General features: G+C 66.7%; 8 protein-coding genes. 2 read left to right on the top strand and 6 right to left on the bottom strand.

Going from position 1 to position 16,611, the window contains the following annotated elements; translation table 11 throughout:
* Positions 1-12: 12 nt before the first annotated feature.
* From FQ746_RS30590 to FQ746_RS30580, 3 genes are read right to left on the bottom strand one after another with little or no spacing between them, the layout of a single operon-like run.
* A complete protein-coding gene (locus FQ746_RS30590) occupies positions 13-2,124 on the bottom strand; it encodes an AAA family ATPase (RefSeq protein WP_144113558.1) in 2,112 nt (703 codons plus the stop codon).
* A complete protein-coding gene (gene recB, locus FQ746_RS30585; protein WP_144113557.1) occupies positions 2,121-5,825 on the bottom strand; it encodes an exodeoxyribonuclease V subunit beta in 3,705 nt (1,234 codons plus the stop codon). Before recB ends, FQ746_RS30590 begins: the two co-directional genes overlap by 4 nt.
* A complete protein-coding gene (locus FQ746_RS30580) occupies positions 5,822-9,388 on the bottom strand; it encodes an exodeoxyribonuclease V subunit gamma (protein ID WP_144113556.1) in 3,567 nt (1,188 codons plus the stop codon). Before FQ746_RS30580 ends, recB begins: the two co-directional genes overlap by 4 nt.
* A gap of 246 nt (positions 9,389-9,634) precedes the next feature.
* Here FQ746_RS30580 and FQ746_RS30575 point away from each other — a divergent pair, with 246 nt between their 5' ends.
* Entirely contained in the window at positions 9,635-12,172 is a 2,538-nt protein-coding gene (locus tag FQ746_RS30575; protein WP_144113555.1) for an FUSC family protein, read from the top strand.
* 25 nt (positions 12,173-12,197) lie between these two features.
* Here FQ746_RS30575 and FQ746_RS30570 read toward each other — a convergent pair whose 3' ends face one another.
* Both FQ746_RS30570 and FQ746_RS30565 read right to left on the bottom strand, forming a co-directional pair.
* Positions 12,198-12,407 carry a hypothetical protein gene (locus FQ746_RS30570; protein WP_144113554.1) on the bottom strand — a complete coding sequence of 70 codons (210 nt, stop codon included), beginning with the start codon at positions 12,405-12,407 and terminating at the stop codon, positions 12,198-12,200.
* Between the two features lie 145 nt (positions 12,408-12,552).
* Entirely contained in the window at positions 12,553-13,026 is a 474-nt protein-coding gene (locus FQ746_RS30565) for an Lrp/AsnC family transcriptional regulator (protein WP_144113553.1), read from the bottom strand.
* Between the two features lie 137 nt (positions 13,027-13,163).
* On the opposite strand from FQ746_RS30565, the gene FQ746_RS30560 reads away from it, so the two are divergent.
* Positions 13,164-13,799, top strand: coding sequence for a cysteine dioxygenase family protein (locus FQ746_RS30560; protein WP_144113552.1), 636 nt, complete (start codon positions 13,164-13,166; stop codon positions 13,797-13,799).
* A gap of 46 nt (positions 13,800-13,845) precedes the next feature.
* On the opposite strand, the gene FQ746_RS30555 is transcribed toward FQ746_RS30560, so the two are convergent.
* A complete protein-coding gene (locus FQ746_RS30555; protein ID WP_144113551.1) occupies positions 13,846-16,509 on the bottom strand; it encodes a mechanosensitive ion channel family protein in 2,664 nt (887 codons plus the stop codon).
* Positions 16,510-16,611 lie beyond the last annotated feature (102 nt).

Below are 16,611 nucleotides of genomic sequence, written 5' to 3'. Positions count from 1 at the left end.
AAGCTACGCTCTCTACACCTCCGCCCATGCCTGCGCAATTCGTGCCGCGAGCCCCGAGTCGCGTTGAGTCGGCGTGGCAATGGCCTGCGCCAGCACCGCGCGAGCGCCGATCACCTCCACCCGTTCCCGCGCGCGCGTAATCGCCGTGTAGACGAGTTCGCGCGACAGCACCCGGCTGAACGTCGACGGCAGCATCAATACCGCGTGATCGAATTCCGAGCCCTGCGACTTGTGCACGGTCAGCGCAAACGCCGTGTCGTGCGGCGGCAGCGCCGCGGGCGAGACTGCGCGCAGACCGCCGTCGCCCGTGCGGAAATACACGCGTAGAGAGCCACTCGCGCCCGCGCCTGCACCCGGCAATGCGATGCCGATATCGCCGTTAAACAGGCCCAGCGCGTAATCGTTGCGCGTCACCATCACCGGGCGACCGGCGAACCATTGGGCACCCACGGCCAACGTCACGCCGGCGGCGCGGCGCACCTGCGCCGCCATCGCCGCATTGATCTGATCGACGCCGCGCGGCCCCGAGCGGGTCGCGCACAAAATCCGGAATCGGTTCAGCACGTCGAACAGCGGCAGCGGGTCCGGGTTGCCGTCGGCCAGCGTGTCGGCAAGCGCGCGCGAATACGCGGCGAAGCCCTCCGCGAGTCGCGCGACGGTGCGCTCGGCAAGTGCCGCCTGCACGTCTTCATGCAGCGCTGCCGCACAGGGTTCGGTGGGATCGACCTGCAGCAACTGCAACGCGTCATTCACCGCGCCGCTGCGAATGGCGAGCGACAGGCGGCCGATCGGCGAATCGAGACCGAACCGGTAGTTGCGTTCCAGCCAGACGACGCAATCGGCGAGCGGGTTTGGCGACGCTGCGGCGCCCAAAGCGGAATCGTTCGCTGCATCCAGAGCGTCCGCCGCCTCGATTCGCGCGAACAGATCGGCCGTCGCGGAGCCTGGATCGTCGTCGAAGCCGTCGTCGGCGCGCGCGACGAACGACTCGGGAACGCTCGTCGCCGCGTCCGGCAACGCCCGCTCGAGACGCGCTTCGGCAATGCCGAGCGCCCCCGCGATGCGCCGCAAACCGCCCGCCGTGAAAGCCGGCCGCGCGCTGAGTTCGGCAAACACGGCGCCCGCCTCCACGGCGGCCAGTTGATCCTTGTCGCCGAGCATCACGAGCCGTGTATGCGGCGCAATTGCGTCGAGCAGATGCGCGGCCATTGCAACGTCGATCATCGATGCCTCGTCGATCACCACCACGTCGTAAGGCAGCGGATTGTCCCGATGATGCCGGAAGCGCCCGCCGGGCCCGGACCCGAGCAGGCGATGCAATGTGTAGGAAGTCTGCGGCAACCGTGCGGCGAGTTCAGGCGGCAGTTTGCTTGCGCGAGCCAGCAGCGCTTCCTGCATGCGCTGCGCGGCTTTGCCGGTCGGCGCGGCGAGCGCGATCCGCAGATCGATACGGGCATCCAGCAGACAGGCCAGCACGCCGACCACGGTCGACGTCTTGCCGGTGCCCGGTCCGCCGCTGACGATCGTCAGCCGCCCCGACAACGCCATGACGGCGGCGACGCGCTGCCAGTCCACGTCGTCGTCCTGAGCCGGCCCGAAGTAACGCAACAACCGTTCGTGCAATGCATCAGCGCTGGCCGAGTCAGCCGAAGCCGCAGAAGACCCCGAAGCCTCACCATGCGCCGATGCTTCCCGCACGCGCGCATGCGCCACCAGCGAGCGCGCGAGCCGCCGCTCGTAGTCGTAGTACCGCGCCAGATACACGCGCCCTTCCGCGTCGATCACCAATGGCCGCAAGGCCGCCGCGCTGCCCGTCCCGTCGCTCGCCATGCCGCTCGCGAAGAGCGCCGCGCGGGCGGCGGCGCTCGACGTATCGAACCGTTGCGCCAGCACCGACAGCGGAATGCACACATGCCCCTCGGCCGTCGCCCGGCTGGCCGCAAACGCGCCGCGTGCGGCCCACTTCACGGCTTCCGTGCTCGCACCGCCGCGCCGCGCCAAGGTTCCGATACGACGCGCGAAGCCTTCGGCCAGCGCAATGCTGAAATCGGCCGGTGCCGGCAGATTGATCCCGATGTCGTCGATCGCGGGCGGCGGCGCCGACCCTTGCCCAAACGTGCTCATAACGCCCCCCCGATCATCGCGGCGTCGAGCAGCGCGACCAGTTCGAACGCGGGTCGCCGCGCATGCACCCCTGCCGGACGTTCGCCGTCCAGCCACTTGGGCCGCACGCCCCGCACGAACAGATACAGATACCCGCCGATATGCGTGTCGTACGAATAGCCGCGCACCCGCGTGCGCAAATAACGATGCAGCGCGACCGTATAAAGCAGCGCCTGCAGGTGATAAGCATGACTCGCCATCGCCGCTTCGAGCGGCGCTGCCGCGTAGGCGTCGGCCGTGTCGCCGAGATGATTCGACTTCCAGTCGACGATCCAGAACTGTCCATCGTGCTCGACGATCATGTCGATGAATCCTTTGACGAAACCGCGCAGAACGCCGGGCTCCAGCGCGACATCGGGATACCCGTATTCGACCAGCAGTTCGCGCAAGGCCGGAAAGTCGAGCGACGGCGCGGCGAACAGAAACTCCAGTTCGTTGATACGACGGCGCGGATTCAGACTGGCCAGCGTCATCCCCGTGCCGGGCACGAGTTCGGTGGCGACGATGTCGGCGAGCAGGTTGTGCATCATCGCCGGCAGACGGGCCGCGAGTTCCGGCGCGGCGGGCGCCGGGCGCTCGCGCAACGCGCCGCGGATCGCCTCCGGCCAGCTCGATGCGTCTGTAAAGTCCGCAAGTTCGAACATCCGGTGCAGGCAATCGCCCGCCGCCGCGCCGCGCGGAAATGCGAGGATGTCGTGCTCGCCATAGACCGGTGGCTGAACTGCCAGCGGTATCGCGGCTGGCGAGAGCGTATCGGCAATCTCGTCGTGATCGGGCCGCAACTCTTCGGTACGCGAAGGCGCCTCGTCGGCGCGACTGCCGGCCGCGATCAGTCCGCTGAAGCTCGCCATGCGCCACTGATCGCGCAACGACCGCCGGCTCGCGCGCGCCTGACGTTGCGCGCCGCCATCGTGCAGGCTTTCGAGCGGCCTGCGCTGCGTCGCTTCCGGCAACGCCTGCAACGACACCGACCCGCCTTGCAGCGCCTGCCAGCTCGCCGACAAGGCCGCTTCGTCCGGCGGTTCGGCGAGCCAGCCGTCGAACTCGTAACCGCTGCCGCCCACCAGCCAGTTCAGCACGCTGCGCCGTGACTCTTTCGTGGAGCGGGACGACAGATACGTGCCGACCACCAGATAGCAGCGATACACGGCCCGCGTCAGCGCCACGTAGACGAGTCGCGCGCGCTCCGCCGCCTGTTCCCGCACGGCGTAGCGCGATGCGTGGCCGGCTTCTTCGTCGTCGCAACCGTAGTGGAGCACCGCGTCGCCGCTGTCGTCGTGATACTCGCGCGCATCCGGCAAACCGGACGACGGCGGCTCGCGCAGCCCACCGTCGTTCAGGAACGGACAGAACACGACGGCGTACTCGAGCCCTTTCGACTTGTGCACCGTCACGATCTGCACCAGATTGCGGTCGGACTCCAGCCGCAATTGCGCATCCTCGCCACCGCCCTGCTCTCGCTGCGCGGCGAGCCAGCGCAGTGTCGGCGCAATCCCGGGTTGGGTGGCCGCGCGCGCCTGCACGAGTTCGGCCAGATGATTCACGTTGGTCAGACGGCGCTCGCCGTCCACGCCCGCCACCAGCCGTTGCGCGATGCGCAGTTCGCGCATCAACGTACGCCACATCAACGCGAAGCCGCGCTCGTGCCACAACGTGCGATAGCGCGAAAACCGCTCGACCCAACCCATCGCGTCGGCTGCGTGCGCGGGGTCGTCGACGGGCAGAGGCGCGTCGGCCACCTGTTCGAGCCGCCAGAGCGCGGCGGCGTCGAGGCCCAGCCAGTCGGTCGCCAACGCGGCGCGCAGGCGGCGCAGGTCGCCGGGTGTGTCGACCGCGGCCAGCACCCGTTCGATCTGCTCGGCGTCCAGGGTCGCGAACACCGACGCCTGGGCCAGTTCCACGCTGCCTACGCCCCACGCGGCCAGCACGCGTTTGATCAGGCTGCCCTGTTTGTGGGTTTGCACCAGCACCGCGATGTTGCCCGGCAACAGCGGCGCGTCGCCAATCGTCACGCTGCCCGCGCGCGCACCACGTAGCAGCCGCACGATCTCGGCCGCGCAGGCCTCGCTGGCCGCGCGCTGCGCATCGCGTTTGGTCAGCGCATTGCCAGCGTCGCCCGGCGGTAATTGCCAGAGACGGAAATCGCCGCCCTCCGCGGCGGGATCGGCGAACGGCGGCCGCCGCCGCTCGCCCGCGCGCACCGGTTGATAGTCGAGCCCGTCGAGAACGAATGCCCGAGGATTCGCTTCGAAAAGCCGGTTGCACGCGTCGACGATCGGCGCGGTGGACCGTTGATTGACGGCCAGCGTATAGCACGCGGAAGCCGCCGCGCGCGCAGCCAGATAAGTGTGCAGGTCGGCAGCGCGAAAGCTGTAGATCGCCTGCTTCGGATCGCCCACCAGAAACAGCGGCCCGGCCGGCGCGAAGATGCGGCTGAAAATCGCGAACTGCAGCGGGTCGGTGTCCTGAAACTCGTCGATCAACGCGGCCGGATAGCGCGTGCGCAGCGCGTCGGCAAGCCAGCCATGAGCGCTCAGCGCGCGATACAGGTTCGACAGTAGATCGTCGAACGACACCACGCGCCGCGTGCGCTTTCTCGCCGCCAGTTCGGCCGGTGCGTAGTCGAGCCAGCGCTGCACCAGCAGCAGCCAGCGCGCGCGCTGCGCGGCCTCGGCCGCGACGACCGCCGCGGCCAGCTCCTCGGCATGTTCGAAGAACGGATGCGCAGGCGGCTCGAACTTCACCTTGGTGGCCTTCTTCAACGCGGCGGCCGTCAGTTTCAGCGCGGCCTTCGGCGGCGGCGCATGGCTGTCGCCCTGAGCAAAGTATTCGCTCCACGCGGCAATCGCCGAACTCACGTGCTCCGGCTTGTGACTGATCTTGCTCAGCCGGTCCTGCACCTGTTCGAGCAATGCGACGATGGCCTCGCGCTCGGCTTCCCACAGCGCGGCGGCTACCGCGAAACCGGCCTGCGGATCGGCGCCGCCCGTCTCGACGAGCGCACCCCAGCGCAGTTGCGCCAGCGGTTTTTTCAGACGCCGCGCGAGTTGCTCGTCGAGCGATGCGGGCCCGGCGCGTTTGGCGACCAGCCACGCTGCAAATGCCGGATGCGCATGCGCGACCGGCTCGATTTCTTCGCGCCAGAAGTCCGCCGCCATTTCGAAACGAAGCGCCCCGTCATCGGCCTCCATGTCGAACGCGAACGGCATCGCCGCCGCGAACGGCGCCTCCTGCAACGCACGCTGACAGAACGCGTGAATGGTGTGGATGGCCGCCTGATCGAAAGTGCGCAACGCGCGACGCACCACTTTCAATGCGTCCTCGCGTTCAATGCCGCGCTCCGGCGCCAACGTCGTTTCGAAAAGACGCTCGATGAACGGGTCGCCACCGTCGTCGTCGGTATCGATGGCACGCTCGAGTTCCGCGAGCCGCCCGCGAATGCGCTCGTGTAGTTCCGCCGTCGCAGCTTTCGTGAACGTGACGACGAGAATCTGATCCGCGTTCAGATTTTTCTCGAGCAGCAGACGCACGTACAGCGCGCAAATGTTCCAGGTCTTGCCGGTGCCGGCGGACGCTTCGATCTGATTGACGCCGTCGAGCAAACAGGCAAAGACGTCGAGTTCCTCGGCGACCAGCGGCGAATGTTGCAAGGCGCCGCTCATGATGCGCTCCGCAGATGTTGAACGAGCGGTTTGAACACGATGTCGGCGAGACTGCCGAACGGTTCGTCGAGCGTGAGCGGCGTGCCGCGCAACGCGATGCGCAGCGCCGGGTCGTCGGACTCGCCGCGCACGCGGTCGTTGATCCACACGCCTTGCGCCGCGGACTCGCTCTCGCTCACGCGGCTCCACGCGCTTCGCGGGAAAAACCGCAGCGGCAACCTGCGCCCCGCGCGAAACAACGCGGCGAGCGGCGCGAGTTCGTCGAGCGGCGCGGCCACCGGTGCGAGTTCGAAACGCTCGCCGCTGCCATGCCAGACGGTCCGTCGCGGGCCATCCGGCAGCGCGGCGCAATAAACCAGATGCGCTAGCCACGCGGACAGGTAGTCGCGCGCGGTGGGTTTGGCGTAGCGGAAGATCACTTGCCCGTTATCGGTCAGCAGATTCAAGGTGCCGTTCAGTTGCAACGGTGTCTCGATACCCTCGCGCAACGCCGCGTCGTGAGCGCCGAAGAGCGCGCCGCCTGCGATTCCGGCAACGGCGGCAGCGTCGGGCCAGCGCGGCGCGATCTCCAGTGCGAACGGCAAACGCTCGACGCCCGCCGCGATCTCCCGACGCACGCTGCCGGCAAGTTGACGCAGCGCGCTCAACTCGCGTGTGCGCCAGACCGCGCCCGTCGCGCCACCCGGCAATTCCGGGCTTGCCGCGGCAAGCCGGCGGACGCGCTCGAACATCGCGTCTTCGTCCAGCTTGTCGTCGGATCCGCTATCGAGCAGCACCGGCAACAAACGCTCGGCGAGCGCATCGCGTCCGGCGTAATCGAGTTCGAACGGCTCAGTGTCCAGCAATTCGCCTTGCGCGTCGGAGAGCACGATGCCCAGCCGGTCGCGCAACAAGGCGCGGGCCGGGTGTCGCCAGAAACGCACGAATTCGTCGAATGCGACCGGCGCGGCCTCGTCGGCCGGCAGCGGTCGATCGAAAAACGGCCCGGGCACCACACGTTGCGGCGCGGCCAGCAGCGTGGCCAGTTCCGCGCGGTCGGCGTCGAAACTGAACAGTTCGCTCGCCGTCGCGTCGACCGACGCGGCGCGTGCCGTCTGCGCTTGCAAAGCTTCCTGCGCCGTCGGAAAGTATTCCGCCGCAAAGGCTTGCAACGGATGGTCGACGATAAACGCCCGACGCGCCCCGGCGATGTCCGCCGGACTCGCGTCCTCGCCTGCCGACACGCGCGCGAGGTGGTCGAGCAGTTCGTCGACCAGCGCGGCGGGCGGCAACGGCGCGTTGTCGCGAATACTGCGGCCGGTATAAGCGATGAACAGCCGGTCGCGCGCCGCCAGCAGCAGGTCGAGGAACAGGTTGCGTTCGTCGTCGCGGCGCTGCCGGTCGCCCGCTTTGCCGAACGCGGCCATCAGGTCGAACTCGTCGGCGCGCGCGAGACTCGGCAGCACGCCGTCGTCCATGCCGAGCAGACAGACGATGCGATACGGCAAGCCGCGCAAACTCGTGAGCGACGAGAACGTCACGCTGCCCCAGGGCACGCCGCCGCGCGCCGGGTCGTCGAGCGCTTCGGTCAACGCGACGCGCACCACGGCGGCCGGCAACATGACGGCTTGCGCGCCGGCTTGCATCGCGTCGCCCATCTTGTCGAGCGCGTCGCGCACGGCGGCCAGCGAATCGGCGAACTCGACGCCGCCGTCGAAGCACTGCGCCAGCGTTTCGAGCAGCAACTGGGTCCAGTCGAGCGGCGTGCGTTCGAGCGCGCACTGCGCTGAAAAACTGTCGAGGTCGTCGACGAAGCGCGACAGCCGGCCGAGCAACTCGGCGTCCGAACCGTCCGCGCCCTCCACCGGCAGCCATGCATCGACGGGCTCGCCGCCATCGGGCATCGCGTAGCCCAGATAGAGGCGCGTCAACGCGTCGGCGAACGTATGGCGCGCGACCGGCACGTGTTCGCCGATCGGTTCGACCGGCGCAAGCCCGCGCCGCGCGCCGGCCGCCGCCAGCCACTCCTGCGCGGCTTCGAGCGAGCCCGAGTCGATGCCGTAGCGCGTGGCGATTGCATCGATGCGCAGCCATTCGATCAGATCCGGCGCACCCACGCTGCGCTCGGGCAATGCGAGCCAGTCGAGCAGCACGCGCGCAACCGGATTGGCCTGCGAGGGCGGCAAGCCGGTGATGCGATAGGGAATGCGCCGTGTGTCGCCGGGCGGCGCGGTGCCGAATACGGCATCGATCAGCGGGCCGGCTGCGGCCAGATCCGACACTGCGACCAGCACGTCGGAAGGCTGCAGATCGTCGAACTCGTCGAACCAGCCGAGCAGTCGGTCGTGCAGCACTTCGAGCTGGCGCGACAGGCTGTGGCAGACGTGCACCTCGATGCCCTGCTCTTGCGGCCAGCCGTCGCTATCTTCGCTTTCGTCCTCGGCGGTCGCAGTTTCCGCGCGCAGTTCGAGAATGCCGTTCTGTACGGCTGCCAGCCAGGTCGGTTCAGGGTTCGCCGCGAAGTCGCCGGATTCGCCCGAGGCCGCGCTCTCGGTCAACTCGTGCAGCATGTGCAACTGCGCCTGGGTCTGGCGTCCCCACTCCGCCAGCAGCGGATGACCGACCTCCTGATAGTCCAGTTGACCGGCGGCGGCCAGCGCGTCGACGCGCCCCTCGCTCACCACGTCGAACCAGAATTCGCGGCACGGGTTCATCACGTAAAGACGCACGTCGACCCAGCGCGATAACGCGCGCAGCAGGGCCACGTGCAACGGCGGCATGGTGGGCAGCGCGAACACGCTGACCGACTCCGGCCAGCCGGCATTCGAAATGGCTTCGAGGTCGAGTGAGCCGATCTCGTCGAGAAAGCGGTACGCGGGTGGCAATGCCGACGCGCCGCCGTGAGCGGCCGCGTTATTTCCCGCGTTATTTCCCGCGTGATTGCCCGCGTGATTGCCCGCGTGATTGCCCGCGTTATCGTCCGCTCTGTAGTCCCCGTTGCCGGCCATTTCGGCGAGCACGGCGCGCCACAGCGCCGCCTGCCAGCGCTCGTCCTCGCGCGCCGCGTCACTCGCGCCGACGAGCCGGGGTCCACTCTCGCGCGCTTCGGCGCCTGCGAAAATCGAAGCCCCCGTTTGCCATTGCTGCAACCACTCCGGCCGATAGGTCAGATAGTGATCGAGCACGGTGGCCACGCGCCTTGCGAGCTCGTAGCGCATCGACGCGTCCGCCGCGTCGAGGTATGTGCGCAGACGCGGGGACGCGTTCCACGGCAGCGCTTCGTCCGCTTCGCCGAAGAGCCGGTAGCAGCGCCAGACGAGCCGGTCGGGTGCGAACGGCGAGTGTTTCGGCACGTCGATCACGCCGCCGATTTGCGCCCACAACCATTGCGCGAGATAGCCGAAACAGATGTTCGCGCAAATGCCCTGCCGCCCCGCTATGTCCAGTTCGAGCCGCCGCCGCACCGCCGCGCTCGGGACGATCACCGGCTGCGCGGTCCAGGGATCGGACGGCGCCTGGGCGAGGTCGTCGAGCAGCGCGCCGACAAGGGTTTCGTAGCGGTTCGAGTAGAAGAGCTGGAGCATGGGTTTCAAGGAAAGCGGGCAGCGCGGGCGCAACGCCCGGACTGCGAAAGACAGTGAACCTACGGGTGAAGCGACAAGTGAAGCAACAAGCGAAGCGACAGCATAACAAAGCCGCTACCAGGGCAGAACCTGGCCGAATGGACGAGGTCAGATCAGGCACGAAATCAGTTAGACTCGTCAGCCCGGGTTGACTCCGGATTGGCCCTTCGAACCGCGGTTTGTTCAGTAAATGGAATCAGGCAGTCGATGCGCTATTCGGTCGAGATAAAGAAATTCCTCTATAGCCAGTACTTCTATGGCGGGCTGCGCATCGCGGTCGGCGTCTCGCTTCCGGCCATGCTCTGCCTGATCGTGTTTCACGAGCGCGACCTCGGCTTTACGATCGCCACCGGCGCGCTCGGCGCGTGCGTGGTCGATATGCCGGGCCCGCTCAAGTACAAGCACAACGAAATGCTGGCCTGCACGGTCATCGGTTTCCTGTCGGCGCTCGCCACGGGCCTCGCCACGGTCAACCCGGTGGCCCTGTGGTGCACCGTCGTACCGCTCACGTTCGTGCTGTCGCTCATCGTCGTGTACGGCAACCGCTGGCCGCAAATCAGTTTCGCCACGCTGTTCATGATGATCATGACGCTGGAGGAACACTTCACGCCCATTCAGGCGCTCGTCAACGCGTCGTGGATCCTGCTCGGCGGACTCTGGTACACCTACTGGTCGACCTTCGTGAGCCGCTGGATGATGCATCGCATCGAACAGCAGGCGCTCGCCGAAAGCGTGTTCGCTTGCGCCGACTATCTGCTCGCGCGCGCCGCTTTCTACGATCTGGATAGCGATCTGGACGAGTGCTATCGCAACCTAGTCGACAAGCAGATTGCCGCCGTGGAGCGTCAGGACGCCGCGCGCGACATCGTGTTGCGCAACCTGCCCAAGCTCAAGCGCGGCAAGCTCGAACCGCGCCGCGCGATGCTGTTCAACCTGTTCATCAATACGGTCGATCTGCACGAACTGTTCGTCGGCGCGCATACCGATTACCCGCTGGTGCGCAACACGTTCGGCGGCTCCGACCTGCTGGTGTTCTATCGCGATCTGATCCGCAAGTCGGCGGCCGACCTCGAAGAAATCGGGCTCGCGGTGCTGCAGAACCAGGCGCCGCGTACGCGGGTCAACGTGAAAGCGGAATTGCGCGCCATCGAGTTCGAGATCGACGTCATGCGCCGGCAGGACTTTCCGGTGAAGAACCCGGAAGCGTATTCGGCGGTGTCGTCCACTTTCCGGCGCATCTGGAGCGCCACGCGGCTGATCGACAAGATGCGCAAGAGCCTGTCGAGCGAGCCGAGCGCAACCGAAACGGAATTGCGTCTGGACCAGGCGCTCAGCCGCTTCGTGTCGAGCCGGCGGGTGCCGTTCGGCCAGATCTTCTCGAATCTGACCATGGCCTCGCCCAGCTTCCGTCATGCGTTGCGCGTGACCATCGCGGTCGCGGTCGGCTTCTGGCTCGGGCGGCTTCTGCCGCTCACCAACGCGTACTGGATCGTGATGACCACGGTCATCATCCTGAAGCCCGGCTATTCGCTCACCAAACAGCGCAACGGGCAGCGGATCGTCGGCACGCTGATCGGCTGCGCGGCGAGCATCGCGCTGATGATCTTCGTGAAGGAACCGCACATTCTGCTCGTGGTGATGTTCGCGTCGATGGTGATGAGCTACAGCCTGCTGCTGTTCAACTACACGGCGAGCGTGGTGTTCACGTCTTCGTACGTGCTGCTGATGTTCCATCTGCTCGCGCCGGGCAGCATGCGCATCATCGGCGAACGCGCGATCGACACCGTGGTGGGGTGTGCGATCGCGATCGCGGCGAGCCATTTGTTCCCGTATTGGGAATACCGGCTGATGGGCAAGCTCGTGAACAACATGATCAGCGCGACCCGGCAATATCTCGAGGCAAGCTGGTGGTGGAGCGGCAAGCCGGCGGCGGCGCCAGTGGCGGCCGTGACCGAAGCCGGCGCGTGGGCGCCGGCGGCGGCGATGGCCGAGCCGGCAAGCGAAGCTGCTACTGCGAAGCGTGGCGTGGAAGTCGGTACGGCTAATGTTGCTGGCGGCGCCAGTCACGCGGCCAGCATCGCCAAAAACAGTGGCGAGCCAGGCAGCACGACCGCCGCCGTCACGAGCCCCGTGAGTTCCAACGCAGGCAACGCAGGCAACGCAGGCAACCCCGGCACGACGACAGCGAGCCAACCCACGCCCGCGCGCGCCGTCGCAGGCGCATCGCCCGCTGCCGCGGCAGCGGCTACCGCGCTCGATCGCGATTACCGCTATCGCCTTGCCCGCAAGAACGTCCACGTGGCGTTCGCCAATCTTGGACAAGCGTTCCAGCGCATGATGCTCGAACCGAAATCGGCGCAGAAGTTCGTGCCCGAGTTGAACGGACTGCTGGTGCGCAGTCACGTACTGGCCTCGCAGATCACCGCGGCCGCGCCCTTGCTGCGCACCTCCGCGCAACAGGCGGACAGCGTGTCGCTGCAACCGCTGCAGCGCGCGCTTAGCGTCATCCGCGACTATCTCACCGAAGCCGAAGCGGGCACGCCGCCGCCCGCCGATCAGGCCGAGCAGATCAAACTGCTGACCCGCGAACTGGACACGATGGTCGTGGAGACGGAGAAGTCGCCGGATTATCCGGCCGACGCGGTGAACGATCTGAAATTGCTCGCGCACCAATGCAAGCAGATGCTGGCCGCCGCCGCGTTGATCCGCAAGGATGCCAGCCTGATCCGGTTGCCGGCCATCTGAACGATGCCCGGCATGTCCGGCGTGGTTACTGCGCCGCGCCGCTAGCGGGTCTCGTCACCGCCGCCGCAGCGGCCGCCCCCGACGAGAGCGTCGGCGACGGCGTGTTCTGACTGTCGAACTCGCGCTTGTCCTTGATGGCGTTGTAGAAGAGCGTAGCGATAACCAGCAGCACCGCGACCACGATGAAGACGGCGATGCCGAAGGTCGGGTTCTTCTTGCGCGGCGGTTTGTTCATGTGGCGGGCTCGATTCGCGAGGCGTCGCGAAAGCTGTCTGGAAGGCCGCATTTTACGCCGATGAGCCTTGCACCCGGCTTGCAATCGTTTCCAGAACGGCGGCCTTTTTCAAGGTGCTTCACGTGCTTTACGTGCTTTACGTTCTTCAGGCCACCGCCGCCGCCCGCACCGGCAACGCCGTCGAATACTTGATCTGCTCCATCGCGAAGCTCGAACTCACGTCGTAGAGCGGCACAGCGGCGATCAGCAGCTTGTAGACGCGGTCGTAGTCGTCGATGTCGGAGACCACGACGCGCAGCAGGTAATCGGTCTCGCCGCTCATGCGGTACACCTCGACCACTTCCGGAATCGCTTCCACCGCGCGCGTGAAGCTTTGGGCCCACGCTTCGGTGTGCTGGTTAGTGCGAACCGCGACGAACACCGTCGTGCCGACCCCGAGTTTGCGCGCGTCGCACAGCGCCACCTGCGCGCGAATCACGCCCGCCTCTTTCAGCCGTTGCAGTCGCTTCCAGCAAGGCGTTTGCGACAGATTCACGCGCTGCGCCAGTTCGGCGATCGGCATGGTTGCGTCTGCCTGGAGCAGTTCGAGCAGCTTACGGTCGATGATATCCATTCCCATCACGTCACCCCTTTAGGAAATTATTCTACTTTTAAGACATCGAGGGGAATTATATGGAAACTCTTTCTCCAGGCAAACCGGTATAAATGTGGCTACCGAAAATTGCCGATGAGCCGCCTCTCCGCTCTTCCACGACTATGAGCCACGCCCTTTCCTTCGACTCGCCATCTCCCTCCATCAACCCGCTCTCGCGCGATCTTTGCAGCGCACCGCTCGCGCAGCTATGCGACACGCTGGACGCGCTCTTCGAAGCCTGCTCGCCGTTTGCCGACGCGTCGGCGTCGCGCCTTTTCGCACACGGTCTGCGCGATGCTCTGGCGCGCAGTGCGGCTAGCGCCGGTCTGCTCGCACCGGCCCACTTCGCAGGATCGACCGAGCACTACGAGCGCCATCTGCTGGCCGCCGACCCGCGCGGCCGCTATGCGATCGCCGCACTCGTGTGGATGCCGGGCCAGCGAAGCCCCGTGCACGCCCACCACACGTGGTGCGCTTATGCGGTACTCGACGGGATGCTGAGCGAAACACTGTTCGAATGGGACGATGCGGGACAGCACGCGAGCACGGTTCGAACGCATGACCGGCCAACGGGCGCAGTGTCGTTCGCACGCGGCGGACGGGATGGAAGCGGCGGCATTCATCAACTGGGAAATCGTAGCGCGGCGCCTGCTGTTTCGCTGCATGTGTACGGAGTGGCTGGCGAACGGATCGCCACGCACGTCAACGATGTCGTGCCCGCGGCCGATACCGCTGCCATTTCAACTGCCGCTGCCTGAAACCGGCATCGACGTTGGACGTCGTAAAACGTCCTGTCCTGCACCATCAACTTCTGCTTCCACCTTCGCCGGCCGTCGGAATTTGCGGCGGCACGGGTGCTGTGCCCGTAGGGGGTGGCGCCGGCCGCGGCTCATGCGACACGTCGAGCGCCGCGGCCGCCGGATCGTGTGAAGCGGACTGCGCCGCGGCCTGTGAAGCGCCGTGTTGCATCGGCTGCATCGCACGAGACGCAGCAGCCTGCGCGACATGCTCCTGCAAATCATCCTCAACGTCGTCGCGCAACGTCTCGCCCTCGCTATCCTTCGACGACGTGAAAATCCGCATCTGCGGCACCGGAATCTCGATGCCGGCTTCATCCATCTTGCGTTTGAGCCGCACGTTGAACGCGCGCGCCACGCTCCACTGCTGCAGCGGCCGCGTCTTGATCTGCCCTTTCACGACCATCCAGTTCGGGTCGAAGCGGTCCAGTCCCCACACTTCGATCGGCCCCAGCATCTCGCGCCGGTACCGGAAATCGGCCATCAGGTCGGCGCCCACTTCGCGAATCAGTTGCGTGATCTGATCGACATCGGCGGAGAACGCCATGCGCACTTCGAACACCGCATACGCGAAGTCGCGTGACAGGTTCTTGACGATCTTGATCTGCGAAAACGGAATTGCGTGAATCGCGCCCTGCCCGTCGCGCAGACGCACGGTGCGAATGGACAGGTGCTCGACCGTGCCCGCATGACCGCCGTCCACGTCGATCCAGTCGCCCACCGAAATCGTGTCTTCGATGATGATGAACAGCCCCGTGATCAGATCGGTCACGAGCGACTGCGCGCCAAAACCGATGGCCAGACCGATCACGCCCGCGCCGGCCAGCAGCGGCGTCACGTTGATGCCGAGATTGGCCGCCGTGACGATGCCGGCGATCGTCATGATCGAGACCAGCAGGACGTTGCGCACCAGCGGCAGCATCGTGCGCGCGCGCATGCTCGGCGCGCGCGCCTTGTTGCGCGGACCGGCCGGATTGAGCGCTTCGGTGATCGCCGTGTCGACCATGATCCACAGCCACCACGCGATGAACACCGTCGCGATGATCGCCACCACCGCATGCGCGATGCCGCGCGCCGCCACGTTTTCTTCGATCACCGCGGCGAGCGACACGCCCCACAGGCGCGCCGCCAGTTCAAAAAAGAACAGCCAGATGAACAGCGTGAGCAACGTGCCCGAAAAACGCAGCAGCCGCGTGAGATACGGCGAGCGGCGCCGCGCACGGGCGCTGCGCGGGCGCGTGACGCGCAGCACGATGGCCGACAGGAAGAACGCCAGCACCAGCAGCAGCGCGGTCACGACGGAAATCTGCAGGACGTTTTCGCTCGACCCGGAGCCGCCGAGCGTCGCCACCACCGACGCGGTCGCGAGGACCAGAACCGGTACGTGCCAGAGCGCGGCGAGCACGTCGAAGGCATCGGTCGCGGCTTTGTGGTCGTTGCGCTGCTCGTACGGCCGGTTGCGGATCAGATGCGCGACCGGCCGGCGAAACGCCAGCGCGAAGTAGCCGGTGAGCACGGCGGCCGTCATGTTAGCCGCCGTCGAGACGAGCGCGGCGAGGTTCGAACCGAGTTGATGCGCGACGTCGTAATTGACCGCCGCGTCGCCAAGCGCGCCGCACACGCCGACCACGAACAGCACACGGCGCGCATGATCGATCAGGAGCCGCACCGCAATGCGCCGGTGGCCGGAGCCGAACAGCGAAAACATGATCAGGCAAATCGCCGAAAACACCGCGCCCGCGACGATCGCATAGGCGACTACCATGCCGAGCGTGCGGCCGAGCGCATCGGGCATCGCACGCACGAACAGCAGCGCCGCGAGGAACGCGACGATCCACGGTCCGACGCGACGTACCGCAAAGATCAGCAACTCGCGGGTGGTGGGATTGGGCTGCAGGTCCATCACCACGCCGAAGCGCCGATACGCCCGGCGCTGCAGACAGATCAGCCCGGCTGCGCAGGCGCCCCAGCCGAGCAGCATGCCGAGCATCGAAAACACGATGCGGCCGAAGCTTTCCTGCCCCTGTCCGGAGACGATCGTGTAGAGCTCGTTGGCGGCGGCATTGAAGCGGCCGCCCCAATAAAGCAGCGGCGTGCGGCCCTGATGCACGTCCGATTCGAACGACGCGATGCCCGACGCGATCGCGCCGAGCAAGCCCGGGCTCGGCTGGCTGGCAGCGGGAGCGGCCGCCGTGACGTTCTGCGAGACATCGCGCAGTTTCTTGAGTTGGGCCACGAGCGCCGTGCGCTGACGGTCGTTGTCGAGCGTGGCGATCACACTGTCGAGCGAGTGCGCGAGTTCGGCCTGACTTGCCGGAGAAGGCGCAGACGCGGCGTCGGTCGCCGAGGCCGCCGAAGCGCTCGAAGCCGGCGTCGCGGTTGCACTGTTGATCAGACTTTGCAGCGCCGGAATGACCGGTGTGCCTGTGCTCGTGCCCGTCCCTGTGCCGGCGGCCTGAGCACTGGCGGGAAGAACCGCTGCGATCGCCAGCAACGCGACGCAGAGCGCGAGTGCCCAGTGGCCTATCCAGGCAGTGGCCGCGGCAAGCGCGCCGCCGCGCGGGCCCGCTCCAGTCGCAAGGAAACGCCGATGAAAAGCGCCGCGAGTCGCCGGCTGCGCGCCGATGGCAGGCGCAGTCCCGGGCTCGCGCCGCCACGCGCATGACTGCATGGCAATCCGCAGTAAATTGGGAGTCGCCAGTGTAGCCGCTGTTTTATCCCACGCAACCTAACATGCGTAACCGAATGTTAGGTTGCACCGTCCGTAGCCGTG

Origin of the sequence: Paraburkholderia sp. BCC1886 (assembly GCF_900996245.1) — a bacterium.
Lineage (GTDB): Bacteria > Pseudomonadota > Gammaproteobacteria > Burkholderiales > Burkholderiaceae > Paraburkholderia.
The sequence above is the reverse complement of the archived record's forward strand: the minus strand, read 5'-3'. Positions and strand labels throughout refer to the sequence as shown.

What these genes read in the sequence shown, in the direction of transcription:
- FQ746_RS30590 (WP_144113558.1), bottom strand. Translation starts at nt 2,124, where the DNA reads ATGAGCACGTTTGGGCAAGGGTCGGCGCCGCCGCCCGCGATCGACGAC.
- recB (WP_144113557.1), bottom strand. Translation starts at nt 5,825, where the DNA reads ATGAGCGGCGCCTTGCAACATTCGCCGCTGGTCGCCGAGGAACTCGAC.
- FQ746_RS30580 (WP_144113556.1), bottom strand. Translation starts at nt 9,388, where the DNA reads ATGCTCCAGCTCTTCTACTCGAACCGCTACGAAACCCTTGTCGGCGCG.
- FQ746_RS30575 (WP_144113555.1), top strand. Translation starts at nt 9,635, where the DNA reads ATGCGCTATTCGGTCGAGATAAAGAAATTCCTCTATAGCCAGTACTTC.
- FQ746_RS30570 (WP_144113554.1), bottom strand. Translation starts at nt 12,407, where the DNA reads ATGAACAAACCGCCGCGCAAGAAGAACCCGACCTTCGGCATCGCCGTC.
- FQ746_RS30565 (WP_144113553.1), bottom strand. Translation starts at nt 13,026, where the DNA reads ATGGGAATGGATATCATCGACCGTAAGCTGCTCGAACTGCTCCAGGCA.
- FQ746_RS30560 (WP_144113552.1), top strand. Translation starts at nt 13,164, where the DNA reads ATGAGCCACGCCCTTTCCTTCGACTCGCCATCTCCCTCCATCAACCCG.
- FQ746_RS30555 (WP_144113551.1), bottom strand. Translation starts at nt 16,509, where the DNA reads ATGCAGTCATGCGCGTGGCGGCGCGAGCCCGGGACTGCGCCTGCCATC.